The sequence below is a fragment of the Nonomuraea sp. NPDC005983 genome, from assembly GCF_040614375.1.
GTDB lineage: Bacteria > Actinomycetota > Actinomycetes > Streptosporangiales > Streptosporangiaceae > Nonomuraea.
Window position 1 is genome coordinate 1 of sequence record NZ_JBEXUP010000016.1, and the last position, 22,106, is coordinate 22,106.

At 71.0% G+C, this 22,106-nt stretch carries 22 protein-coding genes and 1 pseudogene; 15 read left to right on the forward strand and 8 right to left on the reverse strand.

All coding sequences use genetic code 11. The annotated features are described in order from the left end of the window. The 3 genes and pseudogenes from ABZ297_RS10280 to ABZ297_RS10290 form a co-directional block, all read left to right on the forward strand. Positions 1 to 421 (forward strand): annotated as a pseudogene (locus ABZ297_RS10280) (hypothetical protein); the annotation flags it as partial. Between the two features lie 237 nt (positions 422 to 658). Beyond that, positions 659 to 1,438 carry an electron transfer flavoprotein subunit beta/FixA family protein gene (locus ABZ297_RS10285; protein ID WP_355342494.1) on the forward strand — a complete coding sequence of 260 codons (780 nt, stop codon included), beginning with the start codon at positions 659 to 661 and terminating at the stop codon, positions 1,436 to 1,438. A gap of 19 nt (positions 1,439 to 1,457) precedes the next feature. Further along, entirely contained in the window at positions 1,458 to 2,411 is a 954-nt protein-coding gene (locus ABZ297_RS10290; RefSeq protein WP_355342497.1) for an electron transfer flavoprotein subunit alpha/FixB family protein, read from the forward strand. Positions 2,412 to 2,414: 3 nt separating this feature from the next. Here ABZ297_RS10290 and ABZ297_RS10295 read toward each other — a convergent pair whose 3' ends face one another. The 4 genes from ABZ297_RS10295 to ABZ297_RS10310 all read right to left on the reverse strand — a co-directional run bounded on the left by ABZ297_RS10295 (position 2,415) and on the right by ABZ297_RS10310 (position 4,752). After that, the gene (locus ABZ297_RS10295; RefSeq protein WP_355342500.1) at positions 2,415 to 2,657 is read right to left on the reverse strand and encodes a hypothetical protein; all 243 of its coding nucleotides are present in this window, start codon (positions 2,655 to 2,657) and stop codon (positions 2,415 to 2,417) included. A gap of 84 nt (positions 2,658 to 2,741) precedes the next feature. Beyond that, a complete protein-coding gene (locus ABZ297_RS10300; RefSeq protein WP_355342503.1) occupies positions 2,742 to 2,882 on the reverse strand; it encodes a hypothetical protein in 141 nt (46 codons plus the stop codon). A gap of 71 nt (positions 2,883 to 2,953) precedes the next feature. Continuing rightward, positions 2,954 to 4,141 carry an MFS transporter gene (locus ABZ297_RS10305; RefSeq protein WP_355342506.1) on the reverse strand — a complete coding sequence of 396 codons (1,188 nt, stop codon included), beginning with the start codon at positions 4,139 to 4,141 and terminating at the stop codon, positions 2,954 to 2,956. Between the two features lie 92 nt (positions 4,142 to 4,233). Beyond that, positions 4,234 to 4,752, reverse strand: a complete 519-nt coding sequence (locus ABZ297_RS10310) for a TetR/AcrR family transcriptional regulator (protein WP_355342509.1) — start codon at positions 4,750 to 4,752, stop codon at positions 4,234 to 4,236. 53 nt (positions 4,753 to 4,805) lie between these two features. On the opposite strand from ABZ297_RS10310, the gene ABZ297_RS10315 reads away from it, so the two are divergent. Continuing rightward, positions 4,806 to 5,969 carry a cysteine desulfurase family protein gene (locus tag ABZ297_RS10315; protein ID WP_355342512.1) on the forward strand — a complete coding sequence of 388 codons (1,164 nt, stop codon included), beginning with the start codon at positions 4,806 to 4,808 and terminating at the stop codon, positions 5,967 to 5,969. A 74-nt stretch (positions 5,970 to 6,043) separates the two neighbouring features. Here the strand turns inward: ABZ297_RS10315 and ABZ297_RS10320 are convergent, their stop codons facing one another. After that, the gene (locus ABZ297_RS10320) at positions 6,044 to 7,096 is read right to left on the reverse strand and encodes a DUF695 domain-containing protein (RefSeq protein WP_355342515.1); all 1,053 of its coding nucleotides are present in this window, start codon (positions 7,094 to 7,096) and stop codon (positions 6,044 to 6,046) included. Between the two features lie 89 nt (positions 7,097 to 7,185). On the opposite strand from ABZ297_RS10320, the gene mnmA reads away from it, so the two are divergent. Further along, on the forward strand, positions 7,186 to 8,247 hold the full coding sequence (gene mnmA, locus ABZ297_RS10325; RefSeq protein WP_355342518.1) for a tRNA 2-thiouridine(34) synthase MnmA: 1,062 nt from the start codon (positions 7,186 to 7,188) through the stop codon (positions 8,245 to 8,247). 3 nt (positions 8,248 to 8,250) lie between these two features. Here the strand turns inward: mnmA and ABZ297_RS10330 are convergent, their stop codons facing one another. Continuing rightward, positions 8,251 to 8,883, reverse strand: coding sequence for an MBL fold metallo-hydrolase (locus ABZ297_RS10330; RefSeq protein ID WP_355342521.1), 633 nt, complete (start codon positions 8,881 to 8,883; stop codon positions 8,251 to 8,253). 23 nt (positions 8,884 to 8,906) lie between these two features. Between ABZ297_RS10330 and ABZ297_RS10335 the strand changes: the two genes are divergently transcribed. The 9 genes from ABZ297_RS10335 (at position 8,907) to gatB (ending at position 20,115) form a co-directional block, all read left to right on the forward strand. Next, positions 8,907 to 9,899 (forward strand): methionine synthase, encoded by a 993-nt coding sequence (locus ABZ297_RS10335; protein ID WP_355342524.1) that lies wholly within the window; start codon positions 8,907 to 8,909, stop codon positions 9,897 to 9,899. A 14-nt stretch (positions 9,900 to 9,913) separates the two neighbouring features. Beyond that, the gene (locus ABZ297_RS10340; protein WP_355342527.1) at positions 9,914 to 10,333 is read left to right on the forward strand and encodes a hypothetical protein; all 420 of its coding nucleotides are present in this window, start codon (positions 9,914 to 9,916) and stop codon (positions 10,331 to 10,333) included. Positions 10,334 to 10,610: 277 nt separating this feature from the next. Next, positions 10,611 to 12,755, forward strand: coding sequence for an NAD-dependent DNA ligase LigA (gene ligA / locus ABZ297_RS10345; RefSeq protein WP_355342748.1), 2,145 nt, complete (start codon positions 10,611 to 10,613; stop codon positions 12,753 to 12,755). A 16-nt stretch (positions 12,756 to 12,771) separates the two neighbouring features. Beyond that, positions 12,772 to 12,915: a hypothetical protein gene (locus ABZ297_RS10350; protein ID WP_355342530.1), complete on the forward strand. Its 144-nt coding sequence runs from the start codon at positions 12,772 to 12,774 to the stop codon at positions 12,913 to 12,915. A 204-nt stretch (positions 12,916 to 13,119) separates the two neighbouring features. Next, positions 13,120 to 15,192 carry an EAL domain-containing protein gene (locus ABZ297_RS10355; protein ID WP_355342533.1) on the forward strand — a complete coding sequence of 691 codons (2,073 nt, stop codon included), beginning with the start codon at positions 13,120 to 13,122 and terminating at the stop codon, positions 15,190 to 15,192. A 106-nt stretch (positions 15,193 to 15,298) separates the two neighbouring features. After that, positions 15,299 to 16,735, forward strand: coding sequence for an ATP-binding protein (locus ABZ297_RS10360; RefSeq protein WP_355342536.1), 1,437 nt, complete (start codon positions 15,299 to 15,301; stop codon positions 16,733 to 16,735). 97 nt (positions 16,736 to 16,832) lie between these two features. Continuing rightward, entirely contained in the window at positions 16,833 to 17,132 is a 300-nt protein-coding gene (gene gatC, locus ABZ297_RS10365; protein WP_355342539.1) for an Asp-tRNA(Asn)/Glu-tRNA(Gln) amidotransferase subunit GatC, read from the forward strand. Further along, positions 17,129 to 18,619: an Asp-tRNA(Asn)/Glu-tRNA(Gln) amidotransferase subunit GatA gene (gatA, locus tag ABZ297_RS10370; RefSeq protein WP_355342542.1), complete on the forward strand. Its 1,491-nt coding sequence runs from the start codon at positions 17,129 to 17,131 to the stop codon at positions 18,617 to 18,619. Before gatC ends, gatA begins: the two co-directional genes overlap by 4 nt. A gap of 8 nt (positions 18,620 to 18,627) precedes the next feature. Continuing rightward, entirely contained in the window at positions 18,628 to 20,115 is a 1,488-nt protein-coding gene (gene gatB / locus ABZ297_RS10375; protein WP_355342751.1) for an Asp-tRNA(Asn)/Glu-tRNA(Gln) amidotransferase subunit GatB, read from the forward strand. A gap of 25 nt (positions 20,116 to 20,140) precedes the next feature. Here the strand turns inward: gatB and ABZ297_RS10380 are convergent, their stop codons facing one another. Beyond that, positions 20,141 to 20,503 carry a hypothetical protein gene (locus tag ABZ297_RS10380; RefSeq protein WP_355342544.1) on the reverse strand — a complete coding sequence of 121 codons (363 nt, stop codon included), beginning with the start codon at positions 20,501 to 20,503 and terminating at the stop codon, positions 20,141 to 20,143. A gap of 56 nt (positions 20,504 to 20,559) precedes the next feature. On the opposite strand from ABZ297_RS10380, the gene ABZ297_RS10385 reads away from it, so the two are divergent. Then, on the forward strand, positions 20,560 to 21,465 hold the full coding sequence (locus ABZ297_RS10385; protein WP_355342546.1) for a TIGR03564 family F420-dependent LLM class oxidoreductase: 906 nt from the start codon (positions 20,560 to 20,562) through the stop codon (positions 21,463 to 21,465). A 110-nt stretch (positions 21,466 to 21,575) separates the two neighbouring features. On the opposite strand, the gene ABZ297_RS10390 is transcribed toward ABZ297_RS10385, so the two are convergent. Next, entirely contained in the window at positions 21,576 to 22,058 is a 483-nt protein-coding gene (locus ABZ297_RS10390; RefSeq protein ID WP_355342549.1) for a hypothetical protein, read from the reverse strand. Positions 22,059 to 22,106: the final 48 nt, after the last annotated feature.

Below are 22,106 nucleotides of genomic sequence, written 5' to 3' on the forward strand. Positions count from 1 at the left end.
CGCGGGTGGCCAGGGCGCTCAGGTCACCGTCGCGCGAACGCCGGGCCACGCGGGCTCGCGGACGGGGGAGCGGAACCGGGTGCCGGAGGCCGCGGCCAAGCACCGGGAGAAGGTGCGCAGGCGCTGGCTGGTCGGCTCGGGGTTGTTCGTGTCGCTGCTGGCGGCGGCGGCCCGGTGGCCGCTGCCCGAGGTGGCGCTCTTCCTGGTCGCCGCGTTCGGGCTGGGGGCGCTGGCCGACGCCGGGGTCGCGCTGTTCTCCCGTGGCCCGTACCGCACCAGCCGGATGGTCATCGATCTCGCGAGTGTCGCGGGGGTGGCCGGGCTCTGTTTCGGGCTGAGCGCGGTGTTCAGCACGTTCACACTGGCACTGTTCGCGGGCACGGCGTTGGTGGTGGGGATCGTCTTCCTGGTCTCAGCCTGACGTCCGCCCGTGTCCACGGCAGGAAACGGAACAAAGTTCGGTAGGCTGGGACGTGCTGCCACGTTTTCGTGCGAGCCCGGTCAGCTGCAGGTTTGCGCGAAAGCTACTGATGGGTAACATGTCGGCGGGGACCAGGGGCAGCTCCCAGGCCACCCACTGTCACGAGCCCACAGGGCACCTGGCAGTCTGGACAGCACGATTTCCGAGCATGCGATCACGGGAGGTCGGCCACCGGCCATGAACATCGTCGTCTGCGTGAAGCAGGTCCCCGATACGGCGACCGAGCGCAAGCTGCGGTCCGATGACAAGACGCTCGACCGCGACGCCGTCGACGGCGTGGTGAACGAGCTTGACGAGTACGCGGTCGAGGAGGCTCTGAAGCTCAAGGAGGCCCACGGCGGTGAGGTCACCGTGCTCACCATGGGCCCCGCCAAGGCGACCGAGACCATCCGCAAGGCCCTGGCCATGGGCGCCGACAAGGCGGTTCACCTGAGCGACGACGCCCTGCACGGCTCCGACGCGCTCTCGACCTCCTACGCGATGGCGCAGGCGCTCAAGAAGATCGGGTTCGACCTGGTCATCCTCGGCTCCGAGTCCACCGACGCGCGCACCGGCGTGCTGCCCGCGATGCTGGCCGAGCGCCTCGGCGCGCCGCAGCTCACGCTGGCCAGGAAGGTGGAGGTCGAGGGCTCGTCGATCACCATCGAGCGGCTGACGGACTACGGCTACGACAAGGTGGAGGCCACGCTGCCCGCCGTCGTCTCGGTGGTCGAGAAGATCAACACGCCGCGGTACCCGTCCTTCAAGGGGATCATGGCAGCCAAGAAGAAGCCGGTCGAGACGCTGGCCGTCGCCGACGCGGAGATCGCCGCCGACCAGGTGGGCCTAGGCGCCGCCTGGTCCGAGGTCGTCGACTTCGCCGCGGCCCCGCCGCGTGCCGCCGGCACGATCGTCAAGGACGAGGGCGACGGTGGCGTGAAGGCCGCCGACTACCTCGCGTCCAAGAAGTTCATCTGAGAACGGGGGTTTTGCTGATATGTCGGAGATTCTCGTTCTCGTCGAGCAGGTCGACGGCGCGGTCAAGAAGGTCACGCTGGAGTTGCTGACCCTGGCCCGCTCGCTCGGCACCCCCGCCGCCGTCTGGGCCGGCCCCGGCATCACGGACGACGCCAAGGCCAGGCTGGCCGAGTACGGCGCGGAGAAGATCTACGTCGCCGGTTCCGACGACGTCGTCGACTACGTGGTCGCGCCCAAGGCCGAGCTGCTCGCCGAGCTCGTGGCCGCCAAGTCGCCCGCCGCCGTGCTCGTGGCCGCCACGGCCGAGGGCAAGGAGGTCGCGGGCCGCCTCGCGGTCAAGACCGACTCCGGGGTCATCACTGACGCCGTGGGCCTGTCCGAGGGCTTCGTGGCCGACCAGTCCATCTTCGGCGGCGGCGTCAACGTGCACTCGAAGGTGAGCAAGGGCACCCCGATCGTCGCCGTGCGTCCGAACTCGACGGCCCCCGAGGCCGCCGCGGCGTCCGGCACCGTGGAGGAGGTGTCGCTGTCGCTCAGCGAGGGCGCGCGGGCGGCCCGCATCGTCGACCGCGTGAAGCAGGAGAAGGGCGCCCGCCCCGAGCTGACCGAGGCCGCGATCGTGGTCTCCGGAGGGCGCGGCGTGGGCTCCGCCGAGAACTTCGCGGTCATCGAGGGCCTGGCCGACGCGCTGGGCGCCGCTGTCGGCGCCTCCCGTGCCGCCACCGACGCCGGGTGGTACCCCCACCAGTTCCAGGTGGGTCAGACGGGCAAGACGGTCTCGCCGCAGCTCTACATCGCGGCGGGCATCTCCGGCGCCATCCAGCACCGGGCCGGCATGCAGACCGCGAAGACCATCATCGCGATCAACAAGGACCCGGAGGCTCCGATCTTCGAGCTCGCCGACTACGGCGTGGTGGGCGACCTGCACCAGATCGTCCCGCAGCTCACCGAAGAGATCAAGAAGCGGAAGTAGCCCTCACAGGGCGCTCCTGATCCGCGCGGCCAGGTCGGCTGCCTGGTCGCGGGTCCAGGGGATCAGCCCGTTCTCCCCCATGAGCGCGTGGTACTGCTGGCGCTCGTAGGGGGTTCCCGGCGGCAGCGGGGCGACGTGCCAGTGCAGATGCGCGTTGCCCTGCTGGCTGCCGAGCGTGAGCAGGTAGGTGCGCTCCGACGGCGCCACCGCCTCGACTGCCAGCGCCACCCGCCTGACCAGCCGCATCAGGTCGAGGGAGGAGTCCTCAGCAGGGGCCGTTTCTCACGCGGGCTGTGTAGGCAGGCAGCGGCGTCGAAGCGGACACTCCTCTCAGAACCGCCACCACTCCCCGCCGGCGATGGCGGCGGGGTCGCGCCGCAGCGCGGGCTCCAGCCCGGGGACGGCGAACTGCAGGAGACTCGGCACCGCCGTCACGGTGAGGAGCACGCCGGTGGCGATCGGCTTGGACATGCGCCAAGCCTCCCATCGACCGCCATCATCTGGGCAGATCCAGATGTACAGCATCAGGCGTGACAAATGTCCTAGGCGGCGATGGGCTCGCGCTCTCTGGTTGGCAACGGTGTCACCGCGGCGGGCTCCTCGCGGGGCAGGAACCGGGCGGCGACCGTGATCAGCACGCCGAGGACGACGGCGATGCCGAGCGCAGTGCGCAGCGACGTGACGTCCGACAGGAAGCCGATCACCACCGGGCCCATCAGCAGGCCCGCGTAGCCCATCGCGCCCGCCTGGGCGATCGCCGGGCCGGGCGTGGCGGTGGCCGTGCCCGCCAGTGACAGCGTCATCGGCGAGACCGTCGCGACGCCGAGCCCGACGAAGAACATCGCGAACACCGCGACCAGCGGGGCGGGCGCGACCAGCACGACCGTGAAGAACCCGGCCGTGGCCAGCCCGGAGAGCGTCATGATGCCGCGCACGCCGAACCTGGCCCGCAGCCGGTCGCCGGTGAGCCGCGCCAGCAGCATGCCGACCTCGAAGACCGGGTAGCCGAGCGCGGCCAGGGCCTCGGGAGCGCCCAGGGTGTTGCGCATGAACAGGCCGTTCCAGTCGGCGACCGTCCCCTCCACCATGAAGGCGAAGAACATGATCGCGCCGAGCAGGTAGACGATCGGCGGCAGCCGGCGGGCCGTCGTCGTCGCCGACTCCCTGGCCGGGGGCTCGGGCAGGTACGTGCGGCCGATGAGCAGCATCGCCGGCAGCGAGACCAGGCCGACCAGCGCCACGTTGGCGGTGAACGACAGGCCGAGCACGATCGACAGGCTGCCGACGGCGCCCGCCGAGATCGCGCCGACGCACCAGCCGGCGTGCAGGCCGTTCATCAGCGGGCGCCGGTAGGCGCGCTCGACCGTGGAGCCCTGGGCGTTCATCGCGATGTCCACGGTGCCGAACGCCATGCCGAAGAAGGCCGCGGCGGCCAGCAGCAGCGGCAGGTTCGGCGCGAACGCCAGCGCCACCAGGCCGGCCGCCGTGAGGGGACCGCCGACCCGCAGAACCGCCCTGCTGCCCGTACGCGCCATGATCCGGCGCATCGACTGCATCGTGACCAGCGCGCCCAGCCCCCACGCGAGCAGGATCAGGCCGATCGTGGACTCGGACAGGCCGAGCTTGTCGGTCAGCGCGGGGATGCGCACGGTCATCGTGCCGACCATCAGGCCACTGAGGACGAAGGTGAGGACCGCCCCGTAGCGGGCGATCCTCAGGTCGCGGGTCATGAAGGACACCTCTCAAAGTCGTGCAGGGAGCCGCCCACGGGCACGCGGCCGCGAGAACAGGCAGGAAACGGGGGGAGGGGAGGGGAGGGGGGTCAGGACGCGGCGGCGGGTTTGAGCAGCGCTCGCATGCGCGCCTCGAGGGCGCGCAGATCGTCCTCGGAGTTGAGGTCGGGGTCGTGGCTCGCCACGTCCCACAGGCCCTCGCAGGCCAGCCGGACGATCTGGGACGCCACCTGGTCAGGCTCCTCGGCCAGCCCCTCGCGATGCCATCTGGCCATCGCCTCGCGCAGCGGCGCGAGCAGGAAGAGGTTGCCCGAGGCGCCCGTGACGACGGCCCAGCGTCGCAGTTTGCTGGAGCGCACGGCGGCCAGTGTGGCCCCGAGGTAGCGCTCGGTGTAGGTGTCGTCCGGCTGGGCGGCCATGAGCTCGTCGAACTCGTCGATCAGACGCTCGACCATGGCCTTGATCAGGGCTTCCTTGGTGCTGAAGTGGTACAGCAGACCACCCTTGCTGACACCTGCCCTGTCGGCCACGGCGGCCAGGGTGAGCGCGGCGGAGCCCTGGTCGCAGAGGAGGTCCTCCGCGGCGTCCAGTAGCTCTTCTCGTCTCACGAGACTACTGTACCGTCCGGACGGTACAGTAGCAAACGAGATACCCTGACGAGGTGAGCGATCCGGCGGCCTATCTTGATCACGCGGCGACCACGCCGATGCTCCCCGAGGCGATCGAGGCCATGACGGAGCAACTCGGCAGGGTCGGCAACGCTTCCTCCCTCCACGCATCCGGCCGGCAGGTGCACAGGGTGGTCGAGGAGTCGCGCGAGACCATCGCCGACGCCCTCGGCGCCAGGCCCAGCGAGGTCGTGTTCACCTCGGGCGGCACCGAGGCCGACAACCTCGCCATCAAGGGCCTCTACTGGGCGCGCCGGCCCAGGCGGCGCCTTCTGGTCAGCTCCGTCGAGCACCACGCCGCGCTCGACCCCGCCCAGTGGCTGGCCGACAGCCAGAGCGCGCAGGTGGAACTGCTCGACGTCGACGAGCTCGGCCGGTTGCGCCCCGAGACGTTGCGGGCCGCAGTCGAGAGCGACCCCGACGACGTCGCCATGATCAGCGTGATGTGGGCCAACAACGAGGTCGGCACCGTGCAGCCCGTCCACGTCCTGGCGGCGATCGCCCGCGACCATGGCATACCGTTCCACACCGACGCCGTCCAGGCGATCGGTCAGGTGCCGGTGTCGTTCGCCGAGTCGGGCGCCGACGCGCTCACCCTGAGCGGCCACAAGATCGGTGGCCCGATGGGCGTCGGCGCGCTGCTGCTCGCCAGGGGCCTCACGCCGGTGCCCGTCCAGCACGGCGGCGGCCAGGAGCGCGACGTGCGCTCCGGCACGCTCGACGCGCCCGCCATCGCCGGGTTCGCCGCCGCGGTCCGCGTCGCCGTCAAGGAGCAGGCGGAGTACGCCCGCCGCCTGGGCGCGCTGCGCGACGAGCTCATCCAGCGCGTCCGGCAGGCGGTGCCCGACGTGGTGCTCAACGGCGATCCCGTCGACAGGCTGCCGGGCAACGCGCACTTCTCCTTCCCCGGTTGCGAGGGCGACGCGCTGCTCATGCTGCTCGACGCGAGGGGCGTGGAGTGCTCCACCGGTTCGGCCTGCTCGGCGGGGGTGGCCCAGCCGTCGCACGTGCTGCTCGCGATGGGCGCCGGCAGCGCGGCGGCCCGCGGCTCGCTCCGCTTCACGCTCGGCCACACCTCCACCCGCGCCGACGTCGACCGGCTGATCGAGGTGCTGCCCGGCGCCGTGGAACGCGCCCGCAGGGCCGGGCTCAGCTGAACGCCAACACGAACGGCCCGCGCAGGGCCGGGCTCAGCTGAACGTCGGCGTTAACGGCCCACGCAGGGCCGAGGTCAGTTGACGAAGGCCACCACGGCGCTCCACGAAGGGTCGCTCGCGACGTCCACGCGCGGCTCGCCCTCCTCCCAGCTCACGATCAGCTCCTTGGCGTGGATCGCCGCGTCGCCGGTCGGGTCGGCGTAGATGTGGATCACCCGGTGGCCCTCGGCGCTCAGGTGGGTGGCGAGCACCGCGTCGTCGCGCAGCTTGAGCAGCCGCGCGCCCAGTCGCTCCTCGAAGTCGCGCAGCGCCGCCACCGAGTCGCCGACGGGCAGGCCGAACTCGTCGCGGTGCGCGTACGGCAGGGTGATCGCGATGTGCTGGTCGAACAGCGGGTAGTCGACCGGACGCAGCGGATAGCGCGCGGTGGCCACCAGCGGCGCCCCGCTGGCCGTCTGGCCTTCCAGCAGCGCCCACTGCTCCTCCGCGTAGCCCGACGCCACGTCGGCCACCACGGCGGGCAGGTGGGCCGCCGCCACCGCGTCGATCGGCTGGAACGTGGCGGGCGTGATCTCGCCCACCCACCTGGCGACGTCGTCCTCGCCGAGCAGCCAGTCGAGGGCGAGCAGCGCGGCGTCCATCCGGGTGTCGTCGTCGAGCTCGCCGAAGATCGGGTGGTAGGCGGCGATGTCCACCCGCGGGGTGCTGCGCGGCACGCGCAACCCCAGCATCAGCTTGTCGAGGGCGAACTCGAAGCCGCCGACGTCCAGCGTGAGGTCGATCGCCTGCGGGTTGGCCTGGCGCGACGGGTGGAACTCCCACAGCAGGTCGGCGGGCGGCGCGGCCCTGGCCCAGCGGTGCGCCCGGGAGCGTAGCTCGGCGTCGCCCGCGGCGGTCACCACCAGCGCGTGGGCCGCGTTCCTGCCGGGCGCCACCTCCCAGACCAGCCCGGGATGAACCGCGTTCACGGCCGGTGCGATCAACTCCGACAGCTTCTCGGCCTCGCCCGCCGCCACCAGTGCGTCGACCCGCGGCCTGGACTCCTGCCACCACACCCAGAACCCGGCGATGCCGTCGCCCGGCTCGCCGGCCTCTTCCTCGTCGTCCTTGCGCCCGAACAGTCGCATAGCCGTGCATCCTCTCAGACTCAGGACCCGGTCGCGTCCGCGGAACCCGGCGATGGGCATCCCCTCCAGGACAGTACTCTGGAAAGGTCATGGGACTGCGTGTGCTTGCCGCCATGTCGGGCGGCGTCGACTCCGCCGTGGCCGCCGCCCGGGTCGCCGAGGCCGGTCACGACGTCACTGGCGTGCATCTGGCCTTGTCGGCCAACCCCCAGTCGCACCGTACGGGTGCCAGGGGCTGCTGCACGATCGAAGACTCCCGCGACGCGCGCCGCGCCGCGGACGTGATCGGCATCCCCTTCTACATCTGGGACATGGCCGAACGCTTCCAGCGCGACGTGGTCGACGACTTCGTGGCCGAGTACGCGGCCGGGCGCACCCCGAACCCGTGCCTGCGCTGCAACGAGAAGATCAAGTTCGCGGCGGTGCTCGACCGGGCGCTGGCGCTCGGCTTCGACGCGGTCGCCACCGGCCACCACGCCAGGCTCGTCGACGGCGTCCTGTCCAGGAGCGTCGACCAGGGCAAGGACCAGTCGTACGTGCTGGGCGTCCTCACCCGTGAGCAGCTCGGCCACGCCATGTTCCCGCTGGGCGACTCGACCAAGGCCGAGGTGCGCGCGGAGGCCGCCAGGCGCGGCCTGACCGTCGCCGACAAGCCCGACAGCCACGACATCTGCTTCATCGCCGACGGCGACACCCGCGGCTTCCTGGCGCAGCGCCTCGGCGCCGCCGAGGGGCCGATCGTCGACGAGGCGGGCGAGGTGGTCGGCAGCCACCACGGCGCCCACGGGTTCACGGTCGGCCAGCGCAAGGGCCTGCACATCGACCGGCCCGCCGCCGACGGCAGGCCGCGCTACGTCCTGTCGATCGAGCCCGTCTCGAACACGGTCACCGTGGGGCCGCGCTCGGCGCTGGAGGTCACCTCGATCACCTGCCGGAGGCCGGTGTGGAACGGGCCCTCGGCGGCCGACGGCGAGCTGACGGTGCAGCTCCGGGCGCACGGCGAGGTCTACGGCTGCCGGTTCACCGAGGCCGACGGCGAGCTGCGTGTCGAGCTCGACCGGCCCGCGACGGGCGTCGCCGCGGGTCAGGCCGCCGTGCTGTACTCGGGCCGCACCGTGATCGGCTCCGCCACCATCACCGGCGCGGCCTGACCGCTAGGGAAGCGTGACCGACTCGCCGACCGCGAGCCTGCGTATCTCGGCGTCCTGCTTGTCCGACTCCATCTTCAGGAAGTTGTCGACCAGGCCGAGGCCGACCTCGTTGAGCAGGCCGTCGTGGGTGGAGAAGGCCCGCGCCGGGCGGATCGCGCGCAGGTAGTCGATGGTCTCCGACAGCTTCAGCCACGGGGCGTTGGTGGGCACCAGGAGGGTCGGGACGTCGACGCCGGGCACCGTCAGGGCGTCGCCGGGGTAGAAGAGCTCGTCGTCGAGCAGGAACCCGACGTTCTGCGCGACCGGCACGTCGGGGTGGTTCTTGGCGTGCCACTCGCCGAAGACCCGCACCGAGAAGCCGGCCGCCTGGAAGTCGTCGCCGTGCCTGACCACCTGGACCTTGGCCGGGACGTCCGACAGCGCCTCCGCGACGCTCTCGCACGTCCAGATCTCCAGGTCGGGAGAGGCTGATCTGAGGCGGTCCACGTCCACGTGGTCGAAGTGCGCGTGGGTGATCAGGACGGCGTCGGCGCCGTCGAGCACCGAGCCCTCGGTGAACGTTCCCGGGTCGACGACCAGAACCTTGCCGTCCTTCTCCAGACGCACGCAGGCATGGCCGTACTTGGTGAGCTCCATTCACCAGAGCCTACGCTTGTCCCATGTTGACGTGGGGAGCCACCGGAGTCGGGTCGCATCCGGGCGAGGATCATCTGGAAGCGCTGCGGGTCGTGTTCGGAGAGGTGCCCGAGCTGCCGTACCTGCCCGAACTGCCCGCCAGGGGAGTCGGCGCGGACATGATCGGCCGGACGGCCGCGCTGCTCGTCGACCTGCCCGTGGAGGTGCAGCCGTCGGGGTGGCGGCTGGCCGACAGGCCCGGACGCGACCACCGGCGGGCGGTCGACCACCTCAGGCGTGATCTCGACGGGCTGGAGGAGGTCGGGAACGACTACCAGGGCCCGCTCAAGGTGCAGGTCTGCGGGCCGTGGACCCTCGCGGCCGCGCTCGAGCTGCGGCACGGCGACAAGATGCTCTCCGACGCGGGCGCCGTCCGCGACCTGGTCGCCTCGCTGGCCCAGGGGGTCGGCGACCACCTCGCCGAGGTGCGCAGGCGGCTGCCGGGCGTGACCGAGGTGGTGCTCCAGCTCGACGAGCCGGGGCTGCCGGGGGTGCTGGCCGGCACCGTCCCGACCGCGTCCGGGTTCGGGCGGCTGGCCGCCGTGGAGGGGTCGCGGGTGGAAGAGTCGCTGGGCGCGTTCCCCGCGCCCGTCGTGCACTGCTGCGCGCCCGGCGTGCCCTTCGGCCTGCTCCGCAGGGGGGGCGTGCGCGGCGTGTCGGTGGACTCCTCGCTGCTCAGGCGGCGCGACGAGGACGGCGTCGGGGAGGCCGTCGAGGCGGGCCTGCTGCTGTTCCTCGGCGTGGTCCCCGCGACCGACGCGCGGCTGCTCGACACGGGCGTGGTCGCCAAGCCCGCGCTGGAGCTGTGGCGGCGGCTCGGGTTCCCGCCCGAGCGGCTCGCCGAGCAGATGGTGCTGACACCGGCCTGCGGGCTGGCCGGGGCCTCGCCCAGGTACGCGAGGGCGGCGCTGGCCGCGGCCAGAAAGGCCGCCAGGGTGCTCCGGGACGATCCCGCAAGCGGGATGCAATCTGGCTGAGTAGTCTCCGGTTCATGATTCTTCGCACCGTAGCCGTGGGGGTCACCCTGCTGATCGCGTCCGCGGCGGTCGCCCTGCCCGCCGCGGCCTCCACCTCCGCCAACCCGGAGATCTGGAGCTGGGGTCCGATCCAGTCCGCCGACCGGGCGGGCAAGGCCAAGGGCAAGGTCGTTCTCGACCGGCCCGGGTTCGTGGTCAGCGGCAAGCTCTACGACCTCCCCGGGCGCGAGGGCTGCTCGTGGCTGAGGTTCCGCTGGGTCAAGGAGGACAGCGGCAAGGGCGCCAAGACGCTCCACACCTGCTCCGGCGCCAAGGAGTTCTCCTTCGGCACCGGCTACATGCTCTCCATCGAGGGCCAGGTGTGCCGGGGCGACTCCAAGAAGATCACCGGTAGGTGCTCGTCCTGGGACGGTGTCTGGGCTCAGGGCGGCTGAGTCTGCGTGGATCCCGCGCTCGCACATCTCATGACTGGAAATTTCGGCAAAAAGTTGGATATGTCCAGGGCGAGGGTGGGGCTGACGGGAGGTGTTCCTGTCGGTGCGCGGCGATAGCGTTCTCCCAGGGTGTCGTACGGGGGTGTCGTACGGGTCGTACGGAAGGAGGCGCCGCGTGAGCGAGCGAAGCACCGAGATGGAGGGTGCGGTGACCGAGCCTGGCGTCGAGGGCGTCCCCGCGAGCGAGCCCAGCGTCGGGGGCACGCCGGTGGCCGCGATGAAGCGGCACGCCGAGCTGAGCGAGCTGGTCGAGGAGGCGCGCTGGCGCTACTACGTGCTCGACCAGCCCACCGTCAGCGACGCCGAGTTCGACGCGTGGTTCGCCGAGCTGCTCGCCCTGGAGGAGCGGCATCCCTCGCTGCAGACCCCCGACTCGCCGACGCAGAAGGTCGGCGCGCCGGTCTCGGGTGACTTCACCAAGGTGCAGCACCTGGCGCGGATGGAGAGCCTCGACAACGCCTTCACCGACGCCGACATGGCGGCCTGGCAGGTGCGCGCCGAGCGCCTGGCCGAGGGCGACCCCGGCCCGTACCTGTGCGAGCTGAAGATCGACGGGCTGGCCATCGCGCTCGTCTACCGCGACGGCAAGCTGGAGCGGGCCGCCACCCGGGGCGACGGCCGCACGGGCGACGACGTGACGGCGAACGTCCGCACGATCAAGGGCGTCCCGCACCGGCTGGCGGGCGCCGGCGTCCCCGGCCTGGTCGAGGTCAGGGGCGAGGTCTACATCCCGGTCAAAGACTTCGAGAAGCTCAACGAGCAGCTGGTCGAGCAGGGTAAGCCGCCCTTCGCCAACCCGCGCAACTCCGCGGCGGGCACGCTGAGGCAGAAGGACCCGCGGGTCACCGCCCAGCGCCCGCTACGCATGATCGTCCACGGCATCGGCGTGTGGGAGGGGGCGGCGGAGCCGCGCGCCCAGTCCGAGGTGTACGACCGGCTGCGCGAGTTCGGGCTGCCGGTCAGCGACCTGTACAAGGTGGTCGGCAGCCTCACCGAGATCAACGGGTTCATCGAGTTCTACCGGCAGCACCGGCACGACCCGCCGTACGAGATCGACGGGGTCGTGGTCAAGATCGACAGCTTCCGCACGCAGCGCGAGCTGGGCTCCACCTCGCGCGCCCCCCGGTGGGCGATCGCGTACAAGTACCCGCCGGAAGAGGTCAACACCAAGCTGCTCGACATCCAGGTGGGGGTCGGCCGCACCGGCCGCGTCACGCCGTACGGGGTGATGGAGCCGATCGTCGTCGCGGGTTCGGAGGTCGAGCGGGCCACCCTGCACAACGCCGCGATCGTGGTCAAGAAGGGCGTGCTCATCGGCGACACCGTGGTGCTGCGCAAGGCCGGAGACGTGATCCCCGAGATCGTCGGGCCCGTCACCGCGCTGCGCAACGGCACCGAGCGCGCGTTCGTGATGCCCACGCACTGCCCCGAGTGCGGCACCGAGCTGGCCTACGAGAAGGAGGGCGACGCCGACCTGCGCTGCCCGAACGCGCGTTACTGCCCGGGGCAGATCCGCGAGCGGCTCTACTTCGCGGCCGACCGCCGCGCTCTCGACATCGACGGCCTCGGGTACGTCGGCGCGACGGCGCTCAGCCAGCCCCTCCCGCCGCAGGATCCGGTCGTCCGCACCGAGGCCGACCTGTTCGACCTCACGCTGGAGCAGCTCATCCCGATCAGGTCCGTGGTCCGCGACCTCGCCAACGGGCTGCCCAAGATCGATCCGAAGACCGGCGAGGAGAAGGTCGTCACCTTCTTCTCCAACGCCGACGGAGAGGCGAGCCAGAACGCCCTGACGCTCATCCAGCAACTGGAGGAGGCCAAGGAGCGGCCGCTCGCGCAGGTTCTGCTGGCGCTGTCCATTCGCCACGTCGGCCCGGCCACGGCCCGCGATCTGGCCAACGCCATGCGCTCGATCGACGTCATCATGAACGCCTCCGAGGAGGAGCTGGCGGCCGTCCCGGGCATCGGGCCGCGGGTGGCGGCCACGATCCGCGAGTGGTTCGAGGTCGACTGGCATCGCGAGATCATCGAGCGGTGGCGGGCGGCCGGGGTCCGGATGGCCGACGAACCGGCTCCGGAGAAGGGCCCGCAGACCCTGGCGGGCCTCACCTTCGTGGTGACGGGCACCCTCGGCGGGTTCACCCGCGACTCCGCCGCCGACGCTCTCACCAGCCAGGGCGGCAAGGTGGCCGGCTCGGTGTCGAAGAAGACGTCGTTCCTGATCGCGGGAGAGAACGCGGGCTCCAAGTACGACAAGGCGGTCAGCCTGGGCGTCCCGATCCTCGACGAGGCGGGCTTCGGGGTCCTGCTCGACAAGGGGCCGGAGGCGGCCGCCGAGGTCGCGGCCAGGCCTGAGGAGTAAGGCTGCCTCGAGGCTGTTGATCAGCCTGGACAGGACCGCCGGCCGGGTCGGCCCGCTGGCCATCCAGATCCACAACAGCGGCATCCAGGACGAGTACCGCAGCCTCTACGTGGAGTCGCCGGTCGTGATGTGCCCCGACGAGTTCATCATGACGGGCTAGCCGGCCGGGCCGCGGGCGCTTCCGGACTCCGGGAGCGCCCGCCTTACGCCCCGGACGGTCTACGGAGTGTTGCGTGAAGGCTACTGTGGGTGTTTTATGGGTATAAGTCCGAAACGAGAAGTGACGGAACGTACGCGCTTGGTTTCGCGAAGTGGGGTGAAGGTCGTACCCTCCCATAGTGACCTAATGGGGGTTCTGTTACTGATGACTGACCCAAGCGACACCCGCGACACAGGACCACGCGTCGGCACGCCCCTGTGGGCGTTCCTCGCGGGCGTCATCGCGATCGGCTGCACCGCCCTCGTCGTGGCGATGCTGCGGCTGGACCTCGCCGACCTGCTGGAACTGGCCAGGGGGCCGCTGTTCTGGGTGTTGGCGGTCCTGGTCATCCTGGGCGAGCTGAGGCCCGTGATGGTCTCCTCCGCCAGCGCGGTCGGCGGGACGTACCCGTCCGCCATGTTCACCTTCGCCGTACTCCTCCACTTCGGGCTGCCCGTCGCGGTGCTCATGCAGGCGGTGGCCGTCGCCATGAACGGTGTCGTGACCCGCAGGGCCTGGCATCGGGTGATGTTCAACATCGGCCAGTCGACGCTGGCGCTGACCGCCGCCACCGTGGTGCTCGGCCTCTTCGGGATCGCGCCCAGCCCCGCCGAGCCGTGGGTGCCCAAGGGGAGCGACCTGCTCGCGATCGCGCTGGCAGGGGTCGCCTACTTCATCACCAGGGCCGCACTCGTCTGTGGGGCCGTCGCGCTGCACGAGCGCAGGTCGATCGCGCGGGTGCTGAAGGCCACCGTCGGGCCGCAGAGCCTCGTCTACACCGCGCTGCTCGGCCTGGCCCCCGTGGTCGTCGTGGTCATGAACCACTCGCCGGGGCTGGTGCCCCTCTTCGTGGCGCCGCTGCTCGCCGTCTACTTCACCGCCACGCTGTCGATGCGCCGCGACCACCAGGCGCTGCACGACGAGCTGACCGGGCTGCCCAACCGCAAGATGCTCATCGTGAGCACCGAGGAGGCGCTGGCCGAGTCGCGCCACGACGAGCGGGTCGGGCTGTTCCTGCTCGACCTCGACCGGTTCAAGGAGGTCAACGACACGATGGGGCATCCGGTGGGGGACCGGCTGCTGCAGATGGTCGCGCACCGCCTGACCCACTCCGTGCGTCCTGGCGACGTCGTGGCCCGCCTCGGGGGCGACGAGTTCGCCGTCCTGCTGCCCTCGATCAGGGACGCGCACGCCGCCCGCGAGGTGGCGGCCAGGCTGCGGGCAGCGCTGACCGAGCCGGTACGCCTGGAGGGCATGACGTTCGACCTCGACGCCTCCGTCGGCATCGCGCTCTACCCCGACCACGCGCCCGACTTCGAGCTGCTGCTCCAGCGCGCTGACGTCGCCATGTACCTGGCCAAGGAGGGCCGGACCGGTGTCGAGCTGTACCAGCCCGACAAGGACCGCAACTCGCCCGAGCGGCTCAACCTGCTCGGCGACCTGCGCCGCGCCGTCGACAACGGCGAGCTCAAGCTGCACTACCAGCCCAAGGTCGCTCTCACCAACGGCGCCGTGCACGGTGTGGAGGCGCTGCTGCGCTGGCGGCACCCGGTGCACGGGCCGATCGCGCCGTCGGAGTTCATCCCGCTGGCTGAGCAGTCGTACCTGATGCGGCAGCTCACCGAGTACGTCATCGAGGCGGCCCTGGGTCAGGCGGCCCGCTGGTGGCACGCCGGCCTGCGGGTGCCGATCTCGGTCAACATCTCCGCCCGCGACCTGCTCGGCTCGGCCCTGCCCGAGCAGCTGGAGGCGGGGCTGACGAAGTTCGGGCTGCCGCCGGAGGCGATCCAGCTGGAGGTCACCGAGCGCATCCTGATGGGCGACCAGGCCTACACGCACGAGACGATCAAGGCCCTGGCGGCGCTCGGCGTCTCCCTGGCCCTGGACGACTTCGGCACCGGTTACTCCTCCCTGATCAGGCTGCAACGGCTGGCCGTCTCCGAAGTCAAGATCGATTCGTCGTTCGTCCGGCGCATCGCCGAGTCCCAGGACGACGACCGCATCGTCCGTTCCATCGTCGACCTCGTCCGCTCCCTGGGGCTGCGCTCGGTCGCCGAGGGCGTCGAGTCGGACGAGGTGGCCGTGCGCCTGGCGGACATGGGCTGCGACCTGGGCCAGGGCTGGCTGTTCTGCGAGGCGATGCCCTCCGCCGACGCCACGGTCTGGCTGCGCGAGCGCTTCAAGGCCGGCTCCGAGTCGGAGTACGGCTACCGCCCGGAGGTCAGCCGGTCGGCGTGAGCGCGCGAAGGCGGTCATCAGGATCCCGGCCGCACGTGCCGCCAGACGCTTGAAAGGTAGGACTACACTTCGTCGAAGTACACTCCTACTTCTATGGGCGGCTCCAGTGATCGCGAAGCCTGAGCGCATTTTCGCCCGTGACTTCGAATGGCGGCATCTGGCCAGATTCGCCGCGAGAGTGGGGAAGCAGCCGCAGCTGGGGGTCATCAGCGGGCGGCGCCGCCAGGGAAAGACCTTCTTGGTTGAGGCGCTCGCCAGGGAGACGAAGGGCTTCTACTTCGGCGCGACGGAGGCGACGGAGACCGAGTCGCTCAGCTTGTTCTCGTCCGCGCTGGCCGAGCACGTCCAGGCCCCGGCGCCGTTCCGGTTCGCGAGCTGGGACGAGGCGATCCGGCAGCTGTTCGCGATCAGCGCCGAGCGGCGTGACCTCATGGTGATCGACGAGTTCCCCTACCTCAGCAAGGTGTCGCCCGCGCTGCCCTCGATCATCCAGCGGGAGATCGACCGGGCGAACGCGACCGGCTCTCCGGTCTCCCTGCTGCTGTGCGGGTCGGCGAGGTCCGTCATGGGCCGCCTGCTCGCTGGAAACGCCCCGCTACGTGGTCGCGCGTCGCTGGAGCTTGTGGTGCGTCCGTTCGACTACCGTCTCGCGGCGAGATATTGGGGGCTGGGTGACGCACGGCTGGCCGTACGAGCTCATGCGATCGTCGGCGGAACCCCCGCCTACCTCCGGTTCGTCGACGGCGACACGCCGGAAGGCCCAGACGATTTCGACGACTGGGTGCAGCGGACCGTTCTGGACCCGGGCACACCGCTGTTCCGCGAAGCCCGCTACTTGCTGGAGGAAGAGGCGGACGTGCGCGACTCCGCCCTCTATCACTCCGTGCTCGCCGCCGTGGCGAACGGCAACGGCACTCGGGGCGGCATAGCGACCTACATCGGACGCAAGGCCGCCGACATCGGCCACCACCTCAACGTGCTGGAGGACAGCTGTCTGCTGCGCAGGGAGCCGGACGCCTTCCGCACCGGGCGCGCGGTCTATCACGTCGGCGAACCGCTGATCAACTTCTACCAGGTGGTCATGCGCCCCCGTTGGGGGCTGCTGGAGAGCGGCAGGTCGGCCGCCGTGTGGCAGGACTCCCGCACCCGGTTCGCCGTCCAGGTGCTCGGGCCGCACTTCGAGGAGCTGTGCCGCCAGTTCGCCCGAGTCGAGGACGTCTTCGGCGAGCTGCCCGGCGAGGTGGGCGCGGGCGTGGTCACTGACTCGGCGCGCCGGGAGCAGATCGAGGTGGACGTGGTCGTGTTCGCTCCCGCCCTGCCCGGCGAGCCCCGGCGGATCGTCTCGCTGGGCGAGGTGAAATGGGGCAGGGAGATGGGGCTCGCGCACGTCTCGCGCCTCAGGAGGGCCAAGGAACTGCTCGAGACCAAGGGGTACGACGTGCGTGACACCGTCCTGGCCTGCTTCAGCGGAACCGGTTTCGACGGTGCGCTGCGGTCGGAACGGGACGTGCGGTGCGTCGGGCTGGGGGAGTTGTACGGGTGACCTGTGTTTCCAGGTGGTTAATGGTTCGGAGGCGTCCCGTCAAGGCCCCTAGGATGTGAGTGTCCAAACTCCATCCACGAAACGGGTTCAACGACTCATGTCCGCCATAACCCGCGACGAGGTCGCGCACCTGGCCCGGTTGTCCCGGCTGGCGCTCAACGACGACGAACTCGACCACTACGCCACGCAGCTCGATGCCATCATCGAGTCCGTCGCCAAGGTAGCCGAGGTCGCCGCCGAAGACGTCCCGCCTTCGTCGCACGCGCTCCCGCTGACCAATGTCTTCCGTGCCGACGAGGTGCGACCGTCCCTGACGCCCGAGCAGGCCCTGTCCGGCGCTCCCGCCGTCGAGGACGACCGCTTCCGGGTGCCGCGCATCCTGGGGGAGGAGGCATGAGTCTGATCAACAAGACCGCCGCCCAGTTGGGCGAGCTGATCGCCAAGGGCGAGGTGTCCGCCGTCGAGGTCGCCGAGGCCCACCTCGACCGGATGGCCGAGGTCGAGCCCAAGATTCAGGCGTTCCTGCACGTCGATCGCGAGATCACGCTCGACCAGGCGCGGGCCGTCGACGCGCGGCTGCGGGCAGGGGAGCAGCTCGGGCCGCTGGCCGGCGTCCCGATCGCGCACAAGGACATCTTCACCACCAACGACATGCCGACCACGGCCGCGTCCAAGATCCTGGAGGGGTGGCGCCCGCCGTTCGACGCGACGGTCACCCGCCGCCTGCGCGAGGCCGGCCTGGTCATCCTGGGCAAGACGAACCTGGACGAGTTCGCGATGGGCTCCTCCACGGAGAACTCCGCCTACCAGGTGACCCGCAACCCGTGGGACCTGAGCCGGATCCCCGGTGGTTCCTCCGGCGGCTCCAGCGCCGCGGTGGCGGCCTACGAGGCGCCGCTGTCCACGGGCACCGACACGGGCGGCTCCATCCGGCAGCCCGCCGCGGTCACCGGCATCGTGGGCATGAAGCCCACCTATGGTGGCTCGTCCCGCTTCGGGCTGATCGCGTTCGCCAGCTCGCTCGACACGCCCGGCCCGTTCGCCAGGAACGTCCTCGACGCGGCGCTGCTGCAGGAGGCGTTCTCCGGCCACGACCCGCTCGACTCCACCTCCATCGACGCGCCGGTGCCCTCGGTGGTCGAGGCCGCCAGGAACGCCGACATCGCCGGCATGCGGATCGGCGTCGTCAAGGAGTTCGGCGGCGAGGGCTACCAGCCCGGCGTGCTGGCCCGCTACAACGAGGCCGTCCAGCTGCTGGAGTCGCTCGGGGCGAAGGTCGTCGAGATCTCCTGCCCGTCGTTCGCGACCGCGCTGCCGGCCTACTACCTGATCGCGCCGTCCGAGTGCTCGTCCAACCTGGCCCGCTTCGACGCCATGCGGTACGGCCTGCGCGTCGGCGACGACGGCACCCGCAGCGCCGAGGAGGTCATGGCCCTGACCCGGGCCGCCGGCTTCGGCCCCGAGGTCAAGCGGCGCATCATGCTCGGTACGTACGCGCTGTCGAGCGGCTACTACGACGCCTACTACGGGCAGGCGCAGAAGGTCCGTACGGTCATCTCCCGCGAGTTCGAGGCCGCCTTCCATCAGGTGGACGTCCTGGTCTCGCCGACGACCCCGACCACGGCGTTCCCGATCGGCGAGCGTGCCGACGACCCGATGGCCATGTACCTCGCCGACCTGTGCACGATCCCGTCCAACCTGGCGGGCAACGCGGCCATCTCGGTGCCGTGCGGCCTGGCCGACGAGGACGGCCTGCCGGTCGGCCTGCAGATCATGGCCCCGGTGCTGGGCGACGACCGCTGCTACCGGGTCGGCGCCGCCGTCGAGAAGGCCCTGGAGAGCCGCTGGGGCGGCCCGCTGCTGAAGGAGGCTCCGGCACTGTGACCACGATGATGGCCTATGACGAGGCGCTCGACCGGTTCGAGCCGGTGCTCGGGCTGGAGACCCACGTCGAGCTCGGCACCGCGTCCAAGATGTTCTGCGGCTGCCGCACGACGTTCGGCGCGCCGCCCAACACGCAGGTCTGCCCGACCTGCCTGGCGCTGCCCGGGTCGCTGCCCGTCGCCAACGCTCAGGCGATCGAGTCGACGATCCGCATCGGCCTGGCGCTGAACTGCTCCATCGCCGAATGGTGCCGTTTCGCCCGGAAGAACTACTTCTATCCGGACATGCCGAAGAACTACCAGATCTCGCAGTACGACGAGCCGCTCTGCTTCGACGGCTACCTCGACGTCGAGATCGACGGCGAGACCGTGCGGATCGAGATCGAGCGGGTCCACCTGGAGGAGGACACCGGCAAGTCCACCCACGTGGGCGGCGCCACCGGGCGCATCCAGGGGGCCGACTACTCGATCGTCGACTACAACCGGGCCGGCATCCCGCTGGTCGAGATCGTCACCAAGCCCATCCCCGGCACCGACCGGCTGGCGCCCGAGGTGGCGAAGGCCTACGTCACCGAGCTGCGCGAGATCATGCGCTCGCTGGGCGTCTCCGACGTGCGGATGGAGGAGGGGTCGCTGCGCTGCGACGTCAACGTCTCCCTCATGCCGCGCGGCTCGTCCGAGTGGGGAACCCGTACCGAGACCAAGAACGTCAACTCGCTGCGCAGCGTCGAACGGGCGGTGCGCAGCGAGATCGAGCGGCAGGCCGCCATCCTCGCCGACGGCGGCCGGATCCTCCAGGAGACCAGGCACTTCCACGAGGACACCGGCACCACCACGTCCGGCCGGTCCAAGGAGGAGGCGCAGGACTACCGGTACTTCCCCGAGCCCGACCTGGTGCCGATCGCGCCCGACACCGCCTGGGTGGCCGAGCTGAAGGCGACGCTGCCCGAGCTGCCGTCGGTGAAGCGCAAGCGGCTGCAGGCCGAGTGGGGTCTGTCGGACCTCGACATGCAGGCCATGCACAACGCCGACGCGATCGACCTGGTCGAGGCCACGGTCACCGCGGGCGCGCCGGCCGCCGACGCGCGCAAGTGGTGGATGGGCGAGCTGGCGCGGCGCGCCAACGAGACCGGCGTGGCGCTGGCCGACCTGCCCATCACGCCCGCCCAGATCGCCCGCGTCACCGAGCTGGTGGCCTCCGGGGCGCTCAACGACAAGCTCGCCCGCGAGGTGCTCGAGGGCGTGCTGGCCGGGGAGGGCACGCCCGACGAGGTGGTCGAGAAGCGCGGCCTGCAGATCGTCAACGACGAGGGCGAGCTGGCGGCCATCATCGACGAGGTCCTGGCGGGCAACGCCGACGCGGCCGAGAAGGTCCGCTCCGGCAAGATCGCCGCGGTGGGCGCGCTGGTCGGAGGCGTGATGAAGGCCAGCCGTGGCAAGGCCGACGCGGCCCGCGCCCGCGTGCTGATCCTGGAGAAGCTGGGCGTCTCCGAGTAGGGTCGCGCCACTTTCAGGGGCTCCGTCACTTCGGTGGCGGGGCCCCTTCACGTTTCTCCGGCTGGATGGTCACCAGGGCCAGGAGGCGGTCGATGAGGTGTTCGTCCTCCGGTGACTGCTCCGCGGCCCAGCCGATGGCGTTGGCCAGCTTGAGGAGGTCGGCGACGGCGACGTCCAAGGGGGCTGTGCGGGCGAGGAGCGCCTCGCCGGTCGCCAGGATGTCGTCATGGCAGGCCGCCAGCGCGGGGGCCGCGCCCGCCATCTCGATCGCGACCAGCCCGCGCATCGCCGTCGCGTGCACCGCCACCGCCCGCAGCCAGGTCCGCAGGGCCTCGTCCGGCATGGGGTGTTCGAGCAGTTCCCGTCCGCGGGCGCAGAGCGCCTCCACGTCCTCCCTGATGACCGCGACCAGCAGGTCCTGTTGTCTTCGAGGGAGGAGACCTCATGCGCATCGGAATCTCCATCGGTGACGTGCGCGGCCCCGCGACGCTGGACGAGCTGGCCGCGCAGGTGCGTACGGCGGCCGAGCTGGGCTTCGACACCGCCTGGTCGAGCCAGGCGTTCGGCTGGGACGCCCTCACCTCGCTCGCCGTCGTCGGCAGCCAGGTGCCGCGCATCTCGCTGGGAACCGCCGTGGTCCCCGTGCCACAGCGGCACCCGCTCGTGCTGGCCGGTCAGGCCCTGAGCGTCCAGGCGGCCACCGGCAACCGCCTCACGCTCGGCATCGGGGCGGGTATCGGGGCGATGGTCCGGACGATGTTCGGGCTTCCCGCTGACCGTCCCGTCGCCCGCATGCGGGAGTACCTGACCGTCCTGGCGCCGCTCCTGCGCGGCGAAAGCGTCGAGCACCGGGGCGAACTGCTCACCGCCTCCGGAGGTGCGGCGGTGCCCGGCGCCGAGCCGCCGCAGGTGCTCCTGGCGGCGCTCGGCCCGGCCATGCTCCGGCTGGCGGGCGAGCACACCGACGGCGTCGTGACCTGGATGACCGGCCCCAGGACGCTCGCCGAGCACATCGTGCCGTCCGCCACCAAGGCGGCCGAGTCCGCGGGACGTCCCGCACCGCGCGTGGTGGCCGGGCTCGTCGTCTGCGTCACGGGCGACGAGGCGGGGGTGCGGGGCCGTGTCGCGGAGGCGTTCGCGCTGGCGGGGCAGGTGCCCGAGTACCGGGCGATGCTGGACAGGGAGGGCGTCGCCGGGCCTCAGGACGTCGTCATCGTGGGGGACGAGACGGCTGTGGCCGTCCAGCTCGCCAGGCTGGCGGACGCCGGCGTCACGGACTGCCTCGCCTCGCCGTTCGGCACCACGGAGGAGCAGGACCGCACCACCCGCGCGCTCGCCGCCCTCCTGTGACCCCGCGCCCGGACAGGGGCGGAAGCGCTCGGACGTGGATCTGTCGCCTGGTCGGCTGGTGGGCCAGGTGGAAGGCCGCGCCTGCCGGGTGCGCGTCGACCGCGTGCGGGCTACCCCTCTCCCGAGTCGAAAATGCGCCACCTCTCCTTTGGAGAGGCCCTCTCGAGCAAGTAACCCCAGCTGAAATCCTCTGACGCATCTCGGCCGCGCGTTTGCAGTTCGAGTTCCACGGACACCCGCATGACTGTCGTGTACCTGCCCGTGCCGTCCACATCGGGATGGGCCGGCCAGACGGTCACGGCCCCGAGAGAGGTCCAGTCGCAGAAGGAGCTGTCGTAGACGGACTCCTCGCGGTCGGCGAACTCGGAGGTGGACAAGTGGCGGGCAGTGTCGAGATCTCTCGCCATGACCGCTCTGAGGTAGGCCCTCACGACCTCTTCGGGAGAGGCGCTTTCCGCTGGTGGCCGAATGTCGTGCAGCTTTCGAGGAGCGCAGTAAAGGCCGGTGAACTCGCCGACGGCCGGATAGTACAGAGCCGAGAAGGCGACGACCAGCAAGCCTAAACCAGCGCAGACATAGGTCTTCGGCTTCACGGTCGCCCCCAGAGCTGCTCTCGTTCGTCTCGGCTAGCGTAAGCGGCA